We start from the raw sequence: 16,874 nt of genomic DNA on the forward strand, positions 1-16,874 counted from the left end.
CGCGGGGTCGCGGCGGTCCCGGGCGGCGTAGCGGGCCCGCTCCTCCGGGGACAGCGGCTCCGGTTGCTGGCGTGGCTGATAGCCGGTGCGACCCACGGGACGGTCACCGCCCGCGGCGCGGGGGTCCCGCCGGTCGCCCCGATCGCCGCGGTCGGGCCTGGCCGACGGGTCCCGCGGCGCGCCGGGGTCGGCGTAGCCACGGCGTTCGCGCGCGCGTCGCCGGAGCTCGGCGGCCTCCTCCGGGGTGAGGTGCCGGCGCCTGGAGTCGTCGGTCATGGGATCGGACTCTACTTGCCCGGTGCCGCGGTCGGCGGGTCCCACGGCCCCGGCGGGACAAGCGTCACAACCGCGGGGGTCGCCCCTCTGCGCCGGGGTGCGCTGCCCCTATGTACGCAATTCGACCCGGTTCGCTGCCTGAATGGACCATTCGGGCAGCGCACCTGAAGCGGTGGCGGGCGCGGAGCGGCGGCCGGGCGGTCACAGCGATGAGTCGGGCGGTCACAGCCACGACAGGTGCGGGGCGAGCAGCGCGTAGCCGAGGAACGCGACCACGTCGAGCAGCGTGTGCGCCAGCACGAGCGGCCACAGCCGGCGGGTCCGCATCCACCACAACGCGAACACCACACCCATCGCCAGGTTCCCGAGCCCGCCGCCGAACCCCTGGTAGAGGTGGTACGACCCGCGCAGCAGGGCGCTGGCCGCCAGGGCCAGTGCGGGCGGCACCCCCAGCTGGCGCAGCCGGATGAGCAGGTACCCCACCACGAGGATCTCCTCGGCGGCGCCGTTGCCGGCAGCGGACAGCACCAGCACGACGGGCCGCCACCACGTCTCGCCCAGACCCGATGCCGACACCTGCAGATTGACGCCCGCGGCGACCGCGCCGAGGTACAACGCCAGCCCGGGGACGCCGATGACAGCGGTCAGCGCGAGCCCCCACGCGATCTGACGGCCCGGACGGTCGCGCACGAGCCCGACGGCCCGCGCGCCGAGCCCGGAATGGGCGAGCAACACCAGCGGCAGCAGCGCCCACGCCAGCAGTCGCAGGACCCCGAGCGCCTGGTAGGCCAGGTCGAGCCACGAGTGCTCCGAGCGTGAGACGTTGAGGGCGGCGGTCTGCTCCCCGAGGTCCGCGGGTGCGAGAAGCGCGGAGACCAGGTCGAGGACGGCGTAGGCGCCGGACAGGCCGAAGGTGACGGCCAGGACGACGACGAGCTCGGCCACCAGTAGCCGGCGGACACGGGGGTCGGTGACCGGGTCGAACCGAGCCGCGTACCGGGCGAACGCCTCGCGGGGCGAGAGGGCTGCGCGGACCCGTCCCGCGCCGGAGGCCGGTGGCATCGACCCGCTCACCTCCCCCCGGTCACTCGGGGAGCCGGACGTGGTCGACGATCCGGTCCATCCACCGGACGCCGGGAGCGGACTGCTGCGCGGTGGTCACGTACGCCACCCACCACCGGCTGTCCTCGGAACCGAATACGGCGGTGTACACCAACCCGCCGGAGTCCTGGTCGGGGATGCCGTCCGGGACCACCACGTAGGAGATCGCGGCGCCCGTGCCCGCCTCGTTGTCCACGGGGACCACCCGTTGTTCGTCACGGGTCCCGGACACGCCCAGGACGTACAACTGGATGGTCTCCGCGAGCGCGGTCGCGGCCCCCTGGTCATCGGTGATCGCGGCGGCGGCGATCCCGGCGTCCAGCGGACCGGCGAGGATGCGGGTGTCCAGGGCCCGGCCGGTGCCGACCGGCCTCAGCTGCACACTGCCGAACTCCGGGTCGTCGATCACACGCCAGCCGACCGGCACCTGCAGCTCGAGCCCGGAGCCCTCGTCGACGTAGTAGGTGCCGGACAGGGTCGAGTCCCGGGGCAGCACCGACGCGGGGTTCGTGGCCACGGCGGCGACGAGCAACGCGGCCAGCAGGCCCAGTGCCACGTGGACGGTGCGCGGCCCGCGCTTCTCCTCAGGCGTGAGGTGAGAGGCGTCCGGGGCGTCGTCCGGCGCGGGGGTGTAGTCGGCCGCGTACCCGGGCACGGGGGAGTCGTCGGTACCCATCGGGGAGAGCGTAGCAACGTGCGGGGTGTGGCCCTGGGGTCATCGCGGGGGGTGTAGACCTGAGGCCATGACGGTGTCGCTCGAACTGCTCGGTCGCGGGCCCTCCCGGCCGGATCTGCTGGACGACCTCGTGGTGGACGAGGCGTCGATTGTGTCGGCCCTGGCGCGCTGGTCGGCGCCCGCCCCGGTCGAGGTGGAACCCGCGGCCGCCGCCGGCCTGCCCGCGCTCGACGCGGTGGCCGGGGTGCTCGCCGCGGGAACGCCCGCGGTCGTCGACGTGGCACCCGGGCTGGCCGGCCCCGGGCCCGCCGCCGACCACCTCGCGGACCTGCTGGCCGTGGCCGCGCACTCCGGGGTCGGGTTCGGATCCGGGCTGGTGCCCCGCTGCGCCGACGCCGATCAGGTGTGGGCGATCCTGGCCGGAGCCGTGGCCGCCATGACCGGGGCGGACGTCCGCGCGGCGATCGCCGGACCGGACCCGGCCCGGATCCTGGGCCTGTCGAGGTCGGCCCGGGAGGCGATCCGCGACGTGGTCACGTGCGCCCTCGTGCCCGGCGGGCGGGTCGATGCCGTCTCGGCGGACCTCGCGTCGGTCGACGGTCCCTGACGCTGGCTAGGCTTGTCGTCGTGGTCACCGTCGCCTACCTGGGCCCGCCCGGCACCTTCACCGATGCCGCCCTGCACCGACTCCGCTCGGACGCGTGCACCTCGGTGCTGCTCGCCGATGCCGAGGCGGTCCCCGCCGGCACCCCCGACGAGGCGCTGGCCATGGTCCGCGCCGGCACCGCGGACTACGCGTGCGTGCCGTTCGAGAACTCCGTCGACGGCACCGTCAACCCCACCAGCGACGCGCTCGCGGTGGGGGACCGGCTGCAGATCTTCGCCGAGACCGAACTCGACGTGGTGTTCTCCATCCTGGTCCGGCCCGGCACCGCCGCCGACGACGTCCGCGTCCTGCGGACCCACCCCGTCGCCGCCGCGCAGGTCCGCCGCTGGGTGGGGATGAACCTGCCCCGGGCCCACATCGAGACCACCTCCTCCACTGCGGCCGGCGCCGAGGAGGTCGCCGCCGGCACCGCCGACGCCACCGCCGCGCCCGGCCGGGCCGGCGAGATCAACGGACTGGTCCCGCTCGCCGAGAACGTCGCCGACATCGGCGGGGCGCGCACCCGGTTCGTGCTGGTCGGACGGCCCGCCGCGCCGCCGCCGCGCACCGGCAGCGACCGCACCTGCGTGATCTTCGGGCTGCCCCACGAGCCCAACTCCCTCGTCCAGGCGCTCACCGAACTGTCGATCCGCGACATCGACCTCACGCGCATCGGTTCCCGGCCCACCCGCGTCGAGCGGTTCACCTACCTGTTCCACGTGGACCTCGTCGGGCACATCGACGACCCCGCGGTGGCGGAGGCGCTCGTCGCGCTGCGTCACCGGACCGCCGACCTGCGCTACCTCGGGTCGTGGCCCGTCGCCGGCGGCGGTGAGGCCGGTGCGCCCCCACCGGACCGCGCCGAGGAGATCGACTGGCTCGACCGCCTGCGACGCGGGGAGGACGCGGGGTGAGCGCCCGCCTCCACCTGGTCCGCCACGGGCAGACCCCGTCCAACGTCGCCGGCGCCCTCGACACCGCCCTGCCCGGCGCACCGCTCACCGACCTCGGCCGCGATCAGGCACGGCTGGTGGGCGGGGAGCTGGCCGGGTCGGGGATCAGGCCGTCCGTCGTGCTCAGTTCCGAGGCCGCGCGCGCCCGCGAGACCGCCGGGCTCATTGCCGGGGAGATGGGCCTGCCCACCCAGGCCGTGCCCGGCGTCCACGAGGTGCAGGCCGGCCGCTACGAGATGCAGACCGGTGCCGAGGCGCTCCTGGCCTACAACCGGGTGGTGCGTGACTGGTTGGAGCTCGGCGACCTCGCCTCCCGGCTCCCCGACGGCGAGAGCGCCCTGGACGTGCGGGACCGGGCGATGCCGCTGATCGCCGAGCTGCGTGAGTCCCATCTCGACAACGCCGTGGACGTGGTGTTAGTGGTGCACGGCACGCTCATGCGGATGCTCGCCGTGTTCGCCGGCGCCGTCCCCTCGCAGTGGGCGCTGGACAACCGGATCTCCAACTGCGGGGTCATCGAGCTCGCTCCGGACGGCGGCGGCTGGTCGTGCGAACGGTGGGGCGACCACCCGGGGCGGCCGGGGTACTGACGGCGGCGGGCTCGGCCCCGATCGAGCTCGGCCCAGATCGAGCTCAGCCCCAGCCGAGCGCGTGGAGCGTCTCCTCGTCGATCCCGAAGTGGTGCGCGATCTCGTGGATCACCGTCACCGCCACCTCGTGGACCAGCTCCTCCTCGGTGGAGCAGAACGCGCACAGTGCGCCCCGGTAGATCGTGATGGTGTCCGGGAGGAACCCCGAGTAGGTGGTGTCACGCTCGGTCAGCGCCACCCCCTCGTACAGGCCCAGCAGGTCGGGCTCGTCCGGGTGGCGGTCGGCGATGAGCACGACGACGTTGTCCATCGCCTCGAACAGCGCGTCGGGCACCGAGTCCAACGCGTCGTCCACCAGTTCCTCGAATCGCGTCTCGGTGACGCGGAGGCTCACGGCGTCCCGCCGGGCACCGGTACCGACACCGTGCCCTGGCCCGTGTCGGTCGGGGCTCCGGGGACGCCCCCCGGCGGCTGACCCGGCGGCGGGATCTGCGTGGTGGTGGGAGCGACCGGGGTGGCTCCGTCGACCAGCACGCCCTGGCGCGCCGATCCCCGGAGTACCGCGAACGGGCCGGGTTCCGCGGCCTTCATCAACCCGCAGTTGACGGTCCGGCTACCCGTCTGCCACGAGACCTCCGAGATCGGGTTGACCAGCGTCGAGATGAGGGTCGTCCGCCGCAGTGCCTCGGCGTCACCGAGGTAGGCGACACCGGCCTCCCGGCAGGCGTCGGCCGTGAGCTCGGACTGCTGGCGGGGGTCCGGCGGGACCGGCCCCTCCGGGAACACGGCGGAGACGTCCACGTCGGCGACGATCTCGATCGAGTGGTCCTCCGAACAGGGCGTGGTCGCGCCGGGCAGGCCCTCGTCGGTGAAGCCCAGACAGGTACCCGGGTCCCACCGACGGTGCTGGTCGGCCTCGGCGAACGTGCCCGTCGACAGGGCGGAGCGCCCGTCGAGTTCGGCGGCGGCGACACCGCACAGCACGCTGCGGTCGCCCTTGTCCCAGCCCTCCTCGGACGGCGGCACGACGAGCCCGGTGAAACGGCCGTCGGGGTCGACCTCGCGCCCGTCGGCGTACCTGGAGATCAGCGGGAGGCAGCGCTCGGTCCCCACCGGCGCCAGCTCGGCGCTGACCGGCAGCGGCGCGCCCTCCCCGAAACCGGGGACCTCCGACAGGTCGATCCGGGCCGCCACCTCGAACCGGTGCGGCTCGGCGCAGTCCACCGTGTCGAACGAGGTGACGCGGTCCGCGGCGTCGAGCGACCAGGTCAGGCAGGTACCCGGCGCGGCCTCGGCGTACGCGGGCCCCGACAGGGTGCGCGGGTCGACCTGCGGGACGACCGCCGCGATGCGCTCGGCGCGGGAGGAATTGGGATCGTTGATCGCCGACGCCATGAGCGCACCGGTGACCGCCCCGCCGGACAGGATGGCGAGGAGGGAGGCCATGACCGCGCCCCGTGTGCGGAGCAGCGATCGACCACGGCGCGACGATCGGGTGGAAGTGGTCATCGCCTTCCATGATGCCGCAATCGCGCGGTCCCGATAGGATCCACTGCATGAGCGGACAGAACCACGACGAGCCGGCCGGTGCGGACGGCGACGTGCGCTCGCCGCGGGACGGGGTGGACCCGGAGGTCCTCGAGTTCGCACAGATGCTGTTCCAGCTGGCCCGCGACGGCGAGACCGAGCGGCTCGCGGCGTATGTCGACGCCGGGGTGAGCCCGGACCTCACCAACGAGCGGGGCGACGCCCTGCTGATGCTCGCCGCCTACAACGGGCACCCGGACACCGTCCGCGCCCTGCTCCAACGCGGCGCCGAGGTGGACCGCGCCAACGACCGGGGCCAGACGCCGCTGGCGGGAGCGGTGTTCAAGGGGTACGGCGAGGTCGTCCGCGCGCTCTTCGAGGCCGGTGCGGACCCCTACGGCGGGACACCCACCGCGGTCGACACCGCGCGCATGTTCGAGAAGGACGCCTTCCTCGAGCTGTTCGGCGTCTGATCCACCCGCGGCCACGGTCGCGGCTCGGGCCGGCCGGGTGGGGCCGCTAGGCTGAGGTGCGTGATCGATCTCAAGCTGCTCCGCGAGAACCCCGACGTCGTCCGCGACTCCCAGCGCACCCGTGGTGAGGACCCGTCGCTGGTCGACCAGCTGCTCACCGCCGACGAGGCCCGCAGGTCCTCGATCGCGGCCGCGGACGGGGCCCGCGCCGAACAGAAGGCCCACGGCAAGAAGGTCGGACAGGCCTCGCCCGACGAGCGTCCCGCGCTGCTCGAGGCCGCGGGTGCGTTGAAGCAGGCGGTCAAGGACGCCGAGGAGGCCGAGAAGACCGCCGCGGCGGAAGTCGAGCGACTCCAGCGGCTGCTGTCCAACGTCGTCGAGGAGGGCACGCCCGCCGGCGGCGAGGACGACTTCGTGGAGATCGAGCGCGTCGGCGAGATCCCGACCTTCGACTTCGAGCCGAAGGACCACCTCGAGCTCGGCGAGAGACTGGGGCTGCTCGACATGGAGCGCGGAGCGAAGGTCTCCGGCGCGCGTTTCTACTTCCTCACCGGCTACGGCGCCCTGCTGCAACTGGGCATGCTGCAGCTGGCGGCGCAGAAGGCGACCGCCAACGGCTTCACGATGATGATCCCGCCCGTCCTGGTGCGACCGGAGATCATGCAGGGCACCGGGTTCCTCGGCGCGCACGCCGACGAGGTCTACAAGCTCGACGCCGACGACCTCTACCTGGTCGGCACGTCCGAGGTGGCGCTCGCCGGCTACCACCAGGGCGAGATCCTCGACCTGTCCGACGGCCCGAAGCGCTACTGCGGCTGGTCGTCCTGCTTCCGCCGCGAGGCCGGGAGCCACGGCAAGGACACCCGCGGCATCATCCGCGTCCACCAGTTCGACAAGGTGGAGATGTTCTCGTGGTGCAAGCCCGAGGAGGCCCACGCCGAGCACAAGCGTCTGCTGGGGTTCGAGAAGGAGATGCTCGAGGCGATGGGCCTGCCGTACCGCGTCATCGACATCGCGGGCGGCGACCTCGGCTCCTCGGCGGCCCGGAAGTACGACTGCGAGGCGTGGGTCCCCACCCAGGGCACCTATCGCGAACTCACCTCGACCTCCAACTGCACGACGTTCCAGGCCCGCCGCCTGGGTGTGCGGTACCGCGATGACGAGGGTCGGACGCAGACCGCCGCCACCCTCAACGGCACCCTCGCCACCACGCGGTGGCTGGTGGCGATCCTCGAGAACCACCAGCAGGCCGACGGCTCCGTCGTGGTGCCGGAGGCGCTGCGGCCGTTCGTCGGCAAGGACGTGCTCGAGCCGACCCGCTGACCACGAACCGCGGGTGGTCGCCGGGGTGTCCGGGGACGACGACGAGGTCGTCGGACGCCTCGCGGGCCGCCGCCCGGGTCACGGGCGGAACAGCATCATCACGCCGCTCGCGCTGGCGCACGTGCGGCCGTCGGTGTCGGTGACCCGGACCTGCACCACGCACGTCGACCGGCCCGCGTGCTCGACCTCCGCGCGGATCGTGGCGGGCGTGCGCTCCAACCGGAGCGCCCGGATGTACCGCACGGTGAGGTCGAGGGTGCTGTAGCCGACTCCCTCCTCCACGACCGTCGCCGTCGCGTAGCCGAGCGCCGTGTCCACCCACCCGGAGACGATCCCGCCGTGGACCGTCCCGCCGTTGTTCAGCGCCCACTCGGCGGGCTCGGCCGTCATGGTCACCGCGCCCACCTCGGCCGCGGACAAGCGGACGCCGAGCGTATGCGCGCCGGGGGAGAGGTGTCGCTCGCCGTCGATGATGAGGCGCAGCGCCTCCAGACCCGCGTGCACGCTGCGCTCGGCAGCACCCGGCAGGGCAGGCCAGGAGTAGTGGCGGCTGTGTGCCACCGGGTCGACCGAATCGAAGGGGGCGTCATCCACCCCGCCGAACCTACCGGCAGGGGCGGGCACCCGTGTCGGTGCGGGCGGCTACGCTGGTGGCCGTGGAGCTGCTCTATACGGGGATCATCGGGTTCGCCCGCACAATGTTCAAGGTCCAGGGCCTGGACCTTACGATTCGCGGGGAGCGCAACTTCCCCGAGGTCGGTGGGGCGGTGGTGGTGATGAACCACACCGGATACCTCGACTTCGTCTACGGCGGCATCCCGGCGCGCGTGCACAAGCGGTTCATCCGCTACATGGCCAAGGTCGAGGTGTTCGACCACAAGGTGTCCGGGCCGATCATGCGCGAGCTCAAGCACATCCCCGTCGACCGGACGGCGGGCAAGGCGTCCTTCGACGAGGCCGTCGCCCGTCTCCGGGCCGGCGAGCTGGTCGGTGTGTTCCCCGAGGCCACCATCAGCCGCAGCTTCGAGGTCAAGGGCTTCAAGTCGGGTGCGGTGCGGATGGCACTGGCGGCCGATGTCCCCATCATCACCGTGACCCTGTGGGGATCGCAGCGGGTATGGACCAAGGGCCTGCCCAAGAAGCTCCTGCGCCCCAAGGTGCCGATCATGATGGAGGTCGGCGAGCCGATGCGGGCCTACGAGCCCGTCGAAGAGTGCACCGAGGAGCTGCGCTCCCGCATCCAGGCCACCCTGGAGCGCCTCCAACAGGAGTACGCGGAGCGCTACGGCGCCTACCCGGCCGGCGCCAACTGGGTGCCCGCCCGCCTCGGCGGTTCCGCCCCCACGTTGGAGGAGGCCACCGCCCTGGACGAGGCCGAACACGCCGAGCGCATGCGACGCCGTGCCCAGAAGGCAGTCGACCCGGATGCCGATGCCGGTGACGAGCCGGAGGGACCGGCGGGCCCGGACGCTCCGTGACCCGTTCCCGACCGCTGCTCGTCGCCTCCGACGTCGACGGGACCCTGATCGACAACGATCACCTCGTCCCGGCCGCGAACCGGGCCGTCGTGGCGGACCTCGTCTCGGACGGGGCCACGTTCGTCCTGGCCACCGGACGCCCGCCACGCTGGCTGCCCCAAGTGGTCGACCAGTTGCCCGTCGCGCCCCTGGCGGTCTGCGCCAACGGCGCCGTCATCATGGACACCGACAGTGGCGAGTTCCTGGCCACCAGTCTCCTCGATCCCGAAACGCTCGCCGCGATCGACGAGGTGCTGCGCAGGCTGCTGCCCGGCAGCGGGATCGCGGCCGAGCGCCTGGGCGCCGACGCCGCGGATGCCGATTTCGTGGCCAGCCCGGACTACGAACACGCCTGGATCCATCCCGCGCACCTCGAGGTGGGTCACGACGAGGTCCTCTCCGAGCCGGTGCTCAAACTGCTCGCCCGGGTCCCCGGTATGCCGAGCGCCGACATGGTGGCGGCACTGCGCGGGGAGGTGGACCACCTGGCGGATCTCACCTACTCGACCACCGACGGGCTGATCGAGTTCGCGGCCCGCGGTGTGACCAAGGCGAGTGGGCTGTCTCGGATCGCGGCGGGGACGGCGGCCGGCGCGGCCGTCCCGTCCGACGCGGTTCCGGTCACCGTCGCGTTCGGTGACATGCCCAACGATCTGGAGATGCTGCGCTGGGCAGATCACGGGGTCGCGATGGGCAACGCGATCCCCTCCGTGCACGCGGCCGCCGACGAGGTCACGCTCACCAACGACGAAGCCGGGATCGCGCACGTCCTACGGCGTTGGTGGGGCTGAGCGCCTGACCCGACCGGGGTCCTGTCGAAATGGGTCGAAATGGGATGCGGACCGGTCCCCACCACTTCCCCGGTGTGCACGCCGCCCCGGGTGGGGGAGGGGTGCACACCTGGTGGGACCCGGTCCGCACGATGTGGTCGGCCGGCGCGCGCCCGGTGATCGGGCGGTGCCGGCCGAGGATCAGGGGTTCGGTTCGACCGTGAGCTCCCGCGTCGCCGGGTCGTAGACCAGCGTGCCGCCGACGAACCGCTGGGCGACCGTTCCGTCGGCGCGCTCGGCCTCCGCGGAGACCGGCAGTCCGAGCGGACCGTGCTCGAAGCCCTGGGCGGCCCACGCGTCACCGATCACGCCCCACACGGGGTGCGTGCCCGTCTCGGGGGAGGAGTACAGCGCGCCGTTCTCGTGCTTGACCAGGGAGACGTCGCCGAAGCGCTGGACTCCGGACAGTGCCTTGCCGAGCGGGCCGGACAGCTTCTGGGCGAGGCCGGAGAAGTCGCGGCTGAGTACGTTCTGCGCCGAGCCCGCGTCGAGGCCGATGGCGTCCTGCACCGACCCCGCGTCGAGCGGGATGTCCGACAGCGACTTGCCGCCGGTGAGGATCCGGGTCAGGGTCGCGGGATCGAGCTTGCCGCCGGTGAGGACTGTCCGCAATGCGGAGGTCACGGCCTCCTGGACGCTTCCCTGGGTGATGACCGACGGGAGATCCGCGCTACCGGTGCCACCTCCCGTGCCACCGCCGCCACCGGTGCCACCGCCCGTGCCCGGGCTGGGGCTCGGCTGGGTCGGGGCCGGGGCGCCGCCCCCGCCGCTCTTGGCGTAGGAGGCCGCGATGTCGCGGATCTGGCCCATCTTGGCGTAACCGGAGTTGCCCGGGCAGGACGTGAGGCCGACGTCGCGGTGGGCGAAGATGTTGGGCAGCCGGACGGCGGTCCCGTACGAGTACTTGGTGTACGAGGTGCCCTCGGAGTAGTGGGTGTCGGTGCCCTTGGGGTCGACGCCGGCGACGGACAGGCGCCAGCCGATGATCTCGCCGACCTTGCGGACGGTGGCGTCCGACGGGGAGACGGTCGAGTAGTCGCCCATCATCGAGATGCCCCAGGTGTTGCCGTTGAAGCCGCCGGCGTGGGCGCCCTGGACGTTGCGGCTGAGTCCTCCGTGGCGGCCCTCGAAGGCCTGGCCGTACTTGTCGACCAGCACGTTGTATCCGACGTCGCACCAGCCGAGCGTGCGTGCGTGGTACGTGTAGATGCCGCGCATGACGCTGGCCGACCCCTCGCGGGAGTAGTTGTTGCTGCCCGCCGTGTGGTGCACGACCGCCGCGGCGAGGGTGGGGTCGTAGCTCGCGCTGCGGCAGCGGATCGACTCGTCGGCGCCCCAGCCGGAGCGGGAGATGATCGACGGCTGCCTGGCCGCGATGTCCCCGTGCGCGCCGCTGCCGCCGGAGGCGGTGATGTCGGCGAACGCCTCGGGATCGGGCGTCGGGGTGTCGTCGGGGGAGAGCAGGACGGCCTTGACCGAGGCGGGTTCGATCGAATCGGTGCTGCCCAGGTCGGTGATGCCTGAATCGGCGCTGCCCGAGCCGGCGTCGAGGCCCGAAGTCTCGGCGACGGGCTTGATGTCCGCGTACCGGGTCGGAACCGGCGGGGCGCTGTCGGCGGCCGGCCGGGCCGGCTCGGACGTCGGGCCGGCGGGAGCAGAGGTCCGGGGGGCGGCGGGTTCGGCCGCGCGGGTGGCCGCGACGTCCGCGTCAGCGGCGGCGGAATCAGCGGCGCCGGTATCAGCGGCGGCGGGAGCGGCGTCTTCGGTGGGCTTCGCGGGGGCCGGGGCGGCCTCGTCGTCGGGGACGGTGACCTCGGGCGCGTCGGCCAGCGAGGAGTCGGCGAGGTCGATCCCGGAGAGCGTGATCTGGACGGCGGTGGTGTCGGTCCCCAGGTAGACGGGCTCGGTGCCGCCGGTGCCGGTGACGCTCTCGCCCTTGCCGTCGGTGGACTCGGCCTCGTACCAGGGGCCCCACGAGCCGTCGGGGTTCTGGGCGCGCAGGGTGGCGACGGCGGCCGGGTTGTGCCCCTTCCACGTGACGCCGGCCATCGAGAACGGTGTGTCGGAGGTGACCTGGCGGACCGTGGTGCCGCCGGAGGCGATGTCGGTCTCCACGCCGACGGCGGGAGGCGCCTCGGCCAGCGGGACCTCGGTCTCGGCGGTGGGCAGGGCGCTGCCCGCGGTGGTGGCGATGTCGTCGCCGGACTGGACGACCTGGTCCGCCCCGTACACGGCGAGGGGCGTGACGACGGACGCCGCGACCGCCACCGCCAGGGCGAGGGTCCGGCGTCGACCACTGACGTACAGGGGGCGGCGTCGTGTTCTCAAGGGCTTCTCCAGATCAGATGTCTGTGTCCCGAAGCTGCTCACCTGCGGGGCACAACTTCCCGGAGGCCGCATCGGAGCGCGACCACTGGGACGAATGTGACGAACGGGGTCAATGTTATCCAAGAAACTCGTGAAACCAAGTGATAAAGACGTGAATATTGGGACTACAGGGATGTAGTTTCGAACCGGCGTACGACGGCGACGACGCCCCACCTGCACCGTGGGCCACTGCGGTCGGCTCGAGAAGTCGCCCACCTCGTCGTCGTCGGCGTGCCCTGAACCCACCCCCGACCCGCCGGATACCCTGGGACCCGCACCCGCGCCGACCGGCGCGCGGTCAGGCGAGCGGCCGGCGGGCGCACTACTCCCGGACGGCCCGCCGCGACGGACGACGGAAAGGCCCGACGGTTATGGCAGGCGAACGGCAGTGGGACACCTACGACCTCATCGTGGTGGGGTCGGGCTTCTACGGCCTGACCGTCGCCGAGCGGGCGGCGACGGAGCTCGGCAAGCGCGTCCTGGTGCTCGATCGGCGCCACCACATCGGCGGCAACGCCTACTCCGAGGCCGAGCCGGAGACCGGCATCGAGATCCACAAGTACGGCGCGCACCTGTTCCACACCTCCAACGAGCGGGTGTGGGAGTACGTCAACCGCTTCACCGACTTCACCGGCTACCAGCACCGCGTGTTCGCCATGCACAAGGGCACGGCCTACCAGTTCCCCATGGGGCTGGGTCTCATCAACCAGTTCTTCGGCCGCTACTACTCGCCCGACGAGGCCCGCGCGCTCATCGCCGAGCAGGCCGCCGAGTTCTCCGCCGAGGACGCGGCCAACTTCGAGGAGAAGGCCATCTCCCTGATCGGCCGCCCGCTGTACGAGGCGTTCATCAAGGACTACACGGCCAAGCAGTGGCAGACCGACCCCAAGAACCTGCCGGCTGGCAACATCACCCGCCTGCCCGTCCGGTACACGTTCGACAACCGCTACTTCAACGACACCCACGAGGGCCTGCCCGTCGACGGTTACACCGCGTGGCTGGAGAACATGGCGGCGGACGACAAGATCGACGTGGTGCTCGACACCGACTGGTTCGACGTCCGCGAGGCCGTCCGTGCCGCGAGCCCCGACGCGCCGGTGGTCTACACCGGCCCGCTGGACCGGTACTTCGACTACGCCGACGGCGAGCTGGGCTGGCGCACCCTGGACTTCGAGACCGAGGTGCTGCCCACCGGCGACTTCCAGGGCACCCCGGTGATGAACTACAACGACGCGGAATACGACTACACCCGCATCCACGAGTTCCGCCACTTCCACCCGGAGCGCAAGAACTACCCCACCGACAAGACGGTGATCATGCGCGAGTACAGCCGCTTCGCCGAGCGCGACGACGAGCCGTACTACCCGATCAACGAGTCCACCGACCGTGAGCGGCTGGCCGCCTACCGCGAGCGGGCCAAGGCCGAGACCGCCGCCAACAAGGTGCTCTTCGGCGGCCGGCTGGGCACCTACCAGTACCTCGATATGCACATGGCGATCGCCTCGGCGCTGACGATGTTCGACAACACCCTGGCGCCGCACCTGCGCGACGGGGCGCCGCTCGAGGGCTGAGCCTGCTCGCCGCGGCGCCGGGCCCGTACCGCGTGCCTGACCCCCAGGATCCGCTACTCGGAATCGGGATCCGCTACTCCTATCGGGATAGCGGATCCCCAGTCGGGGTAGCGGATTCGGCGGTTGTGCTGCCGGCCGGGGCGACGAGCCCGCGCACGACCGCATCGCGCTGGGCCGCGTGCACGAGCGTGGGCTTGGCCTCGCCGAGGTGTTCGAGCACCGGGGTGACCGAGGTCCAGAAGCGGCTCAGCGAGCTCAGCCCCTCGTTCTCCGCCCGGGCCTGGGCGCGCTCGGCGCGGGTGTCGTCGGCCCGGGTCGGGTGGAGGGCCGCGCGCTTGCCCTCGATCCGGTCGTCCTTGCGCTGGGAGATCACGTAGCCCAGCGCGAACGCCACACTCCGCGGCATCCGACCGGACAGCAGGACCTGCGCCTCCGGGTAGTCGTCGAGGACCTGTTCGACCGCGCCGGACAGTTCCTCGACGAGCCGAGCGAAGGCCCGCCGGTCTATCTGTCGCCCGCTCGCGCCCGGGTACCACCGTCCGGCGGGGAGAGTCCAGGGGCGGAGGGTCGCGGTGGTGTCCGATCCGGCGCCGCGCGCGCCGCCGGAGCCGTTGGAGCCGTCCGAGCCGTCGGTGGGGCCGCCCGCGCCGCCGGTGGGGGCGACGACGACGACGAGGTCCGCCGCCTCCCGCAGTGGATGCCCCGCGTCCACCTCGGACACCGGACCGCCCCCGTCCAGCTGGAGGGAGAGCCAGACCCTCTGCACGGAGGTCCGGTCGGCCCGCGCCGCGGTCGCCGACCCGGCGGGGAGGGTGATCATCGACAGTTCGGCTCCCGGTTGGCTGCGGCGGGAGCGCCACCGGCGCTCGGCCCACATGTCGTCGCCGTCGTCGAAGTACACCGTCCGCACGCCCGTGTCGCCGCCGGGCAGGCGGCGCCTGCGGGCCTCGATCGGCAGTTCGGCGAGGTGGGTGCGCTCGCGCAGGAGGACGTCGTATCCCACCGCCAGCGCCGCCGGGAACGCGAGGTTGGGGGCCAGGACGAAGCCGGTCGCGTCGTCGTCGTCGTTCATCGCCCGCTCGAGTTCGTCGGAGACGTGGTCGACCTCGCGGCGCAGGTCCACCACCTCGTTCGCGGTGCCGAACCACCCGGTGGCAGAACGGAAGCCCAGGCTGCGCGCGTTGGCCACGTCCACCGCGGCGCGCATCCGGTCCGCGCTCTCGGCCGGCAGCAGGCGCAGGTAGTACAGGGTGCCGTTGTGGGCGAGGAGCCACGCCCGCACGGCCATCGCCACGACGAGCACGACGAGGGTGCCGACGAACCAGCCCAGCCGGGACGGGGACGTGCAGGCCTCGGACCACAGGTCCGGCACGGAGGAGATCGTGCACGAGGCGTCTCGGGTGATGAGGTCCTCCGCGACGAGGCCGCCGAACGCGGTCGTCAGGGCGACGGTGAGGGCGATGAGCGTTTCCAGGACGAACACCCGGTCGAGACTATCGCCGACCGGTGTCGCCGCCACCGCCCACCTGCGGCACTAGGCTCGGGTCATGACACGGACGACGACCGCCCCGGCCCTGCGCCTGCTCGTGGTGCTCGCCGGCGTCGCGGGACTGCTGCTCCTGCTGTTCCCGCTCGCGCCGGCCCGCGCGCAGGCGCCGGCCCCCGCCCCCGCGCCGGCCCCGGCGCAGACGGTCGAGGTCGGCATCACCGACCGCGCGGGCGTGCTCTCACCCGGGGACCAGGACCTGCTCCGCACCGAGACCGGGCGCATCGCGTTCCCGCCGCAGGTGGCGCGCGTCGAGTACCTGGTCTTCGACGACGACGGCGACAACCTCAACGACACCACCGAGCGCTTCGCCCAGGCCGAGCGACCGGATCTCGTGGCGGAGGACAGGGAGAAGTGGGCGCCGGGGACCCTGATCGTGGCCAACGACACGGAGGCGCGTGACGTCGGCATCTACTGCGGGGACGACGTGTGCGCCGCGCTCGACCTCTTCGAGGGCGGCCACCTCGACGGTTCGCTCGAGGCGATGAAGGACCCGATGCGGCGCGAGAACCACGCGGTCGGGCTGTTGGCGGGTGCGCAGGCGGCGGCCGATCCCACCGTGCAGGCGCCGGAGCCCGAGCCCGAGCCCGCGCCGGCGTGGCTGCCGTGGGCGTTCGCCGGGGCGGGGGTGGTCGTCGCCGGCGCGGTCGGGGCCGGGGTCGCGGCGAGCCGCAAGAAGAAGGCGACGACGGCGAGGGAGCGGTACGACCGGGTCTCCCGCGAATACGGACGGGTCGCGGGGGAGCTCAGCGGGCTGGACATCCGCGCCAACTCGCTCACCTCCCCGTTGGCCGATGACGAGCTGCGCTCCCAGTGGGAGGACGTGCGCGGCCGGTTCCTCGCGCTGGACACCGTCATGGGCCGGATCGGTGACCTGCGGCCCGACTCGACGGACGCCGAGTTCCGCGCCAAGGCCGGTGACATCGACACCGCCCACACCACGGTCGACCAGATGACCACGGCGGAGCAGAACATCGACCAGCTCTTCCGCATGGAGCAGGGCGACGCCGAGGTGCGGCGTCGCCAGCTCGGCGAGCTGCACGAGGACATGCTCGCCGCGGCGCTGGGGACGAAGGACGAGCGACTGGCCGCCGAGGCCCGGGCACTGGACACCCGCGCCGACGAGCTGGCCCGGGATACGCAGGCGCCCGACTTCATGGACCGCTACGCCCGGCTCGTCGTCGACTACCGGATCGTCGTGGAGGCGATCCGGGCGCGCGAGATGGCGGACGTCGAGACGGCGGACGACGCGGGCGACCGCCACGCGCCCCGGCTGTACGACCGGGACTGGCGGGCCGGGTACGGCTACAACGGCTTCGTTCCGTTCTATGTGGTCTCCAGCTGGCACGCGCACGACGTGCAGGCGGCGCAGGCGGCCAGCTCCACCACCACCGGCTACTCGAACGCGTCGTTCTCCGGCGGCGGAGGGTCGAGCGGGTACTAGAGCCGCCCGGCCCGGGCGTCCGGCCCGGGCGGGC

General features: G+C 72.7%; 16 protein-coding genes and 1 pseudogene. 9 read left to right on the top strand and 8 right to left on the bottom strand.

Going from position 1 to position 16,874, the window contains the following annotated elements; genetic code table 11:
* From NR111_RS11305 to NR111_RS11315, 3 genes and pseudogenes are all read right to left on the bottom strand, one after another.
* The coding region (locus tag NR111_RS11305; protein WP_256820813.1) for a hypothetical protein at positions 1-276 on the bottom strand (276 nt) is incomplete at its 3' end.
* Between the two features lie 222 nt (positions 277-498).
* Positions 499-1,338: a CPBP family intramembrane glutamic endopeptidase gene (locus NR111_RS11310; RefSeq protein WP_069389643.1), complete on the bottom strand. Its 840-nt coding sequence runs from the start codon at positions 1,336-1,338 to the stop codon at positions 499-501.
* 22 nt (positions 1,339-1,360) lie between these two features.
* Positions 1,361-2,065, bottom strand: a pseudogene (locus tag NR111_RS11315) (APA family fibronectin-binding glycoprotein); the annotation flags it as partial.
* 55 nt (positions 2,066-2,120) lie between these two features.
* On the opposite strand from NR111_RS11315, the gene NR111_RS11320 reads away from it, so the two are divergent.
* Genes NR111_RS11320 through NR111_RS11330 form a run of 3 tightly spaced genes read left to right on the top strand, consistent with a single transcriptional unit; the run spans position 2,121 to position 4,242 of the window.
* Complete coding sequence (locus NR111_RS11320; RefSeq protein ID WP_096906249.1) at positions 2,121-2,660, top strand: hypothetical protein; 540 nt, start codon at positions 2,121-2,123, stop codon at positions 2,658-2,660.
* 20 nt (positions 2,661-2,680) lie between these two features.
* Positions 2,681-3,613, top strand: a complete 933-nt coding sequence (pheA, locus tag NR111_RS11325) for a prephenate dehydratase (protein WP_132062207.1) — start codon at positions 2,681-2,683, stop codon at positions 3,611-3,613.
* Positions 3,610-4,242 (top strand): histidine phosphatase family protein, encoded by a 633-nt coding sequence (locus tag NR111_RS11330; RefSeq protein ID WP_069388730.1) that lies wholly within the window; start codon positions 3,610-3,612, stop codon positions 4,240-4,242. The genes pheA and NR111_RS11330 overlap by 4 nt, the downstream gene beginning before the upstream one ends.
* A 43-nt stretch (positions 4,243-4,285) precedes the next feature.
* Here NR111_RS11330 and NR111_RS11335 read toward each other — a convergent pair whose 3' ends face one another.
* Together NR111_RS11335 and NR111_RS11340 are read right to left on the bottom strand one after the other, a co-directional pair.
* Positions 4,286-4,636 carry a metallopeptidase family protein gene (locus NR111_RS11335; protein WP_067714854.1) on the bottom strand — a complete coding sequence of 117 codons (351 nt, stop codon included), beginning with the start codon at positions 4,634-4,636 and terminating at the stop codon, positions 4,286-4,288.
* Positions 4,633-5,751, bottom strand: a complete 1,119-nt coding sequence (locus NR111_RS11340) for a septum formation family protein (RefSeq protein WP_256820814.1) — start codon at positions 5,749-5,751, stop codon at positions 4,633-4,635. Before NR111_RS11340 ends, NR111_RS11335 begins: the two co-directional genes overlap by 4 nt.
* Before the next feature lie 47 nt (positions 5,752-5,798).
* On the opposite strand from NR111_RS11340, the gene NR111_RS11345 reads away from it, so the two are divergent.
* A complete protein-coding gene (locus tag NR111_RS11345) occupies positions 5,799-6,242 on the top strand; it encodes an ankyrin repeat domain-containing protein (RefSeq protein WP_067714851.1) in 444 nt (147 codons plus the stop codon).
* Positions 6,243-6,302: 60 nt separating this feature from the next.
* The gene (gene serS, locus NR111_RS11350; RefSeq protein WP_256820815.1) at positions 6,303-7,565 is read left to right on the top strand and encodes a serine--tRNA ligase; all 1,263 of its coding nucleotides are present in this window, start codon (positions 6,303-6,305) and stop codon (positions 7,563-7,565) included.
* A 78-nt stretch (positions 7,566-7,643) separates the two neighbouring features.
* On the opposite strand, the gene NR111_RS11355 is transcribed toward serS, so the two are convergent.
* Complete coding sequence (locus NR111_RS11355; protein WP_256820816.1) at positions 7,644-8,159, bottom strand: PaaI family thioesterase; 516 nt, start codon at positions 8,157-8,159, stop codon at positions 7,644-7,646.
* Positions 8,160-8,221: 62 nt separating this feature from the next.
* Between NR111_RS11355 and NR111_RS11360 the strand changes: the two genes are divergently transcribed.
* Positions 8,222-9,043 (top strand): 1-acyl-sn-glycerol-3-phosphate acyltransferase, encoded by an 822-nt coding sequence (locus tag NR111_RS11360; protein WP_173674785.1) that lies wholly within the window; start codon positions 8,222-8,224, stop codon positions 9,041-9,043.
* Entirely contained in the window at positions 9,040-9,873 is an 834-nt protein-coding gene (locus NR111_RS11365) for an HAD family hydrolase (protein ID WP_067714844.1), read from the top strand. Before NR111_RS11360 ends, NR111_RS11365 begins: the two co-directional genes overlap by 4 nt.
* Positions 9,874-10,053: 180 nt before the next feature.
* Here NR111_RS11365 and NR111_RS11370 read toward each other — a convergent pair whose 3' ends face one another.
* Positions 10,054-12,240 carry an N-acetylmuramoyl-L-alanine amidase gene (locus NR111_RS11370; protein ID WP_256820817.1) on the bottom strand — a complete coding sequence of 729 codons (2,187 nt, stop codon included), beginning with the start codon at positions 12,238-12,240 and terminating at the stop codon, positions 10,054-10,056.
* A 410-nt stretch (positions 12,241-12,650) separates the two neighbouring features.
* Between NR111_RS11370 and glf the strand changes: the two genes are divergently transcribed.
* Positions 12,651-13,850: a UDP-galactopyranose mutase gene (gene glf / locus NR111_RS11375; RefSeq protein ID WP_120285010.1), complete on the top strand. Its 1,200-nt coding sequence runs from the start codon at positions 12,651-12,653 to the stop codon at positions 13,848-13,850.
* Between the two features lie 79 nt (positions 13,851-13,929).
* Here glf and NR111_RS11380 read toward each other — a convergent pair whose 3' ends face one another.
* Complete coding sequence (locus tag NR111_RS11380) at positions 13,930-15,333, bottom strand: hypothetical protein (protein ID WP_096907384.1); 1,404 nt, start codon at positions 15,331-15,333, stop codon at positions 13,930-13,932.
* A 64-nt stretch (positions 15,334-15,397) separates the two neighbouring features.
* On the opposite strand from NR111_RS11380, the gene NR111_RS11385 reads away from it, so the two are divergent.
* Positions 15,398-16,840, top strand: a complete 1,443-nt coding sequence (locus NR111_RS11385) for a DUF5129 domain-containing protein (RefSeq protein ID WP_096906245.1) — start codon at positions 15,398-15,400, stop codon at positions 16,838-16,840.
* The last annotated feature ends 34 nt before the right edge of the window (positions 16,841-16,874 follow it).

It is taken from the genome of Dietzia sp. Die43 (assembly GCF_024519835.1).
GTDB lineage: Bacteria > Actinomycetota > Actinomycetes > Mycobacteriales > Mycobacteriaceae > Dietzia > Dietzia kunjamensis.

Coding starts and splice junctions, on each gene's coding strand:
- NR111_RS11345 (WP_067714851.1), top strand. CDS start 5,799: ATGAGCGGACAGAACCACGACGAGCCGGCCGGTGCGGACGGCGACGTG.
- NR111_RS11310 (WP_069389643.1), bottom strand. CDS start 1,338: ATGCCACCGGCCTCCGGCGCGGGACGGGTCCGCGCAGCCCTCTCGCCC.
- NR111_RS11340 (WP_256820814.1), bottom strand. CDS start 5,751: ATGACCACTTCCACCCGATCGTCGCGCCGTGGTCGATCGCTGCTCCGC.
- glf (WP_120285010.1), top strand. CDS start 12,651: ATGGCAGGCGAACGGCAGTGGGACACCTACGACCTCATCGTGGTGGGG.
- NR111_RS11320 (WP_096906249.1), top strand. CDS start 2,121: ATGACGGTGTCGCTCGAACTGCTCGGTCGCGGGCCCTCCCGGCCGGAT.
- NR111_RS11385 (WP_096906245.1), top strand. CDS start 15,398: ATGACACGGACGACGACCGCCCCGGCCCTGCGCCTGCTCGTGGTGCTC.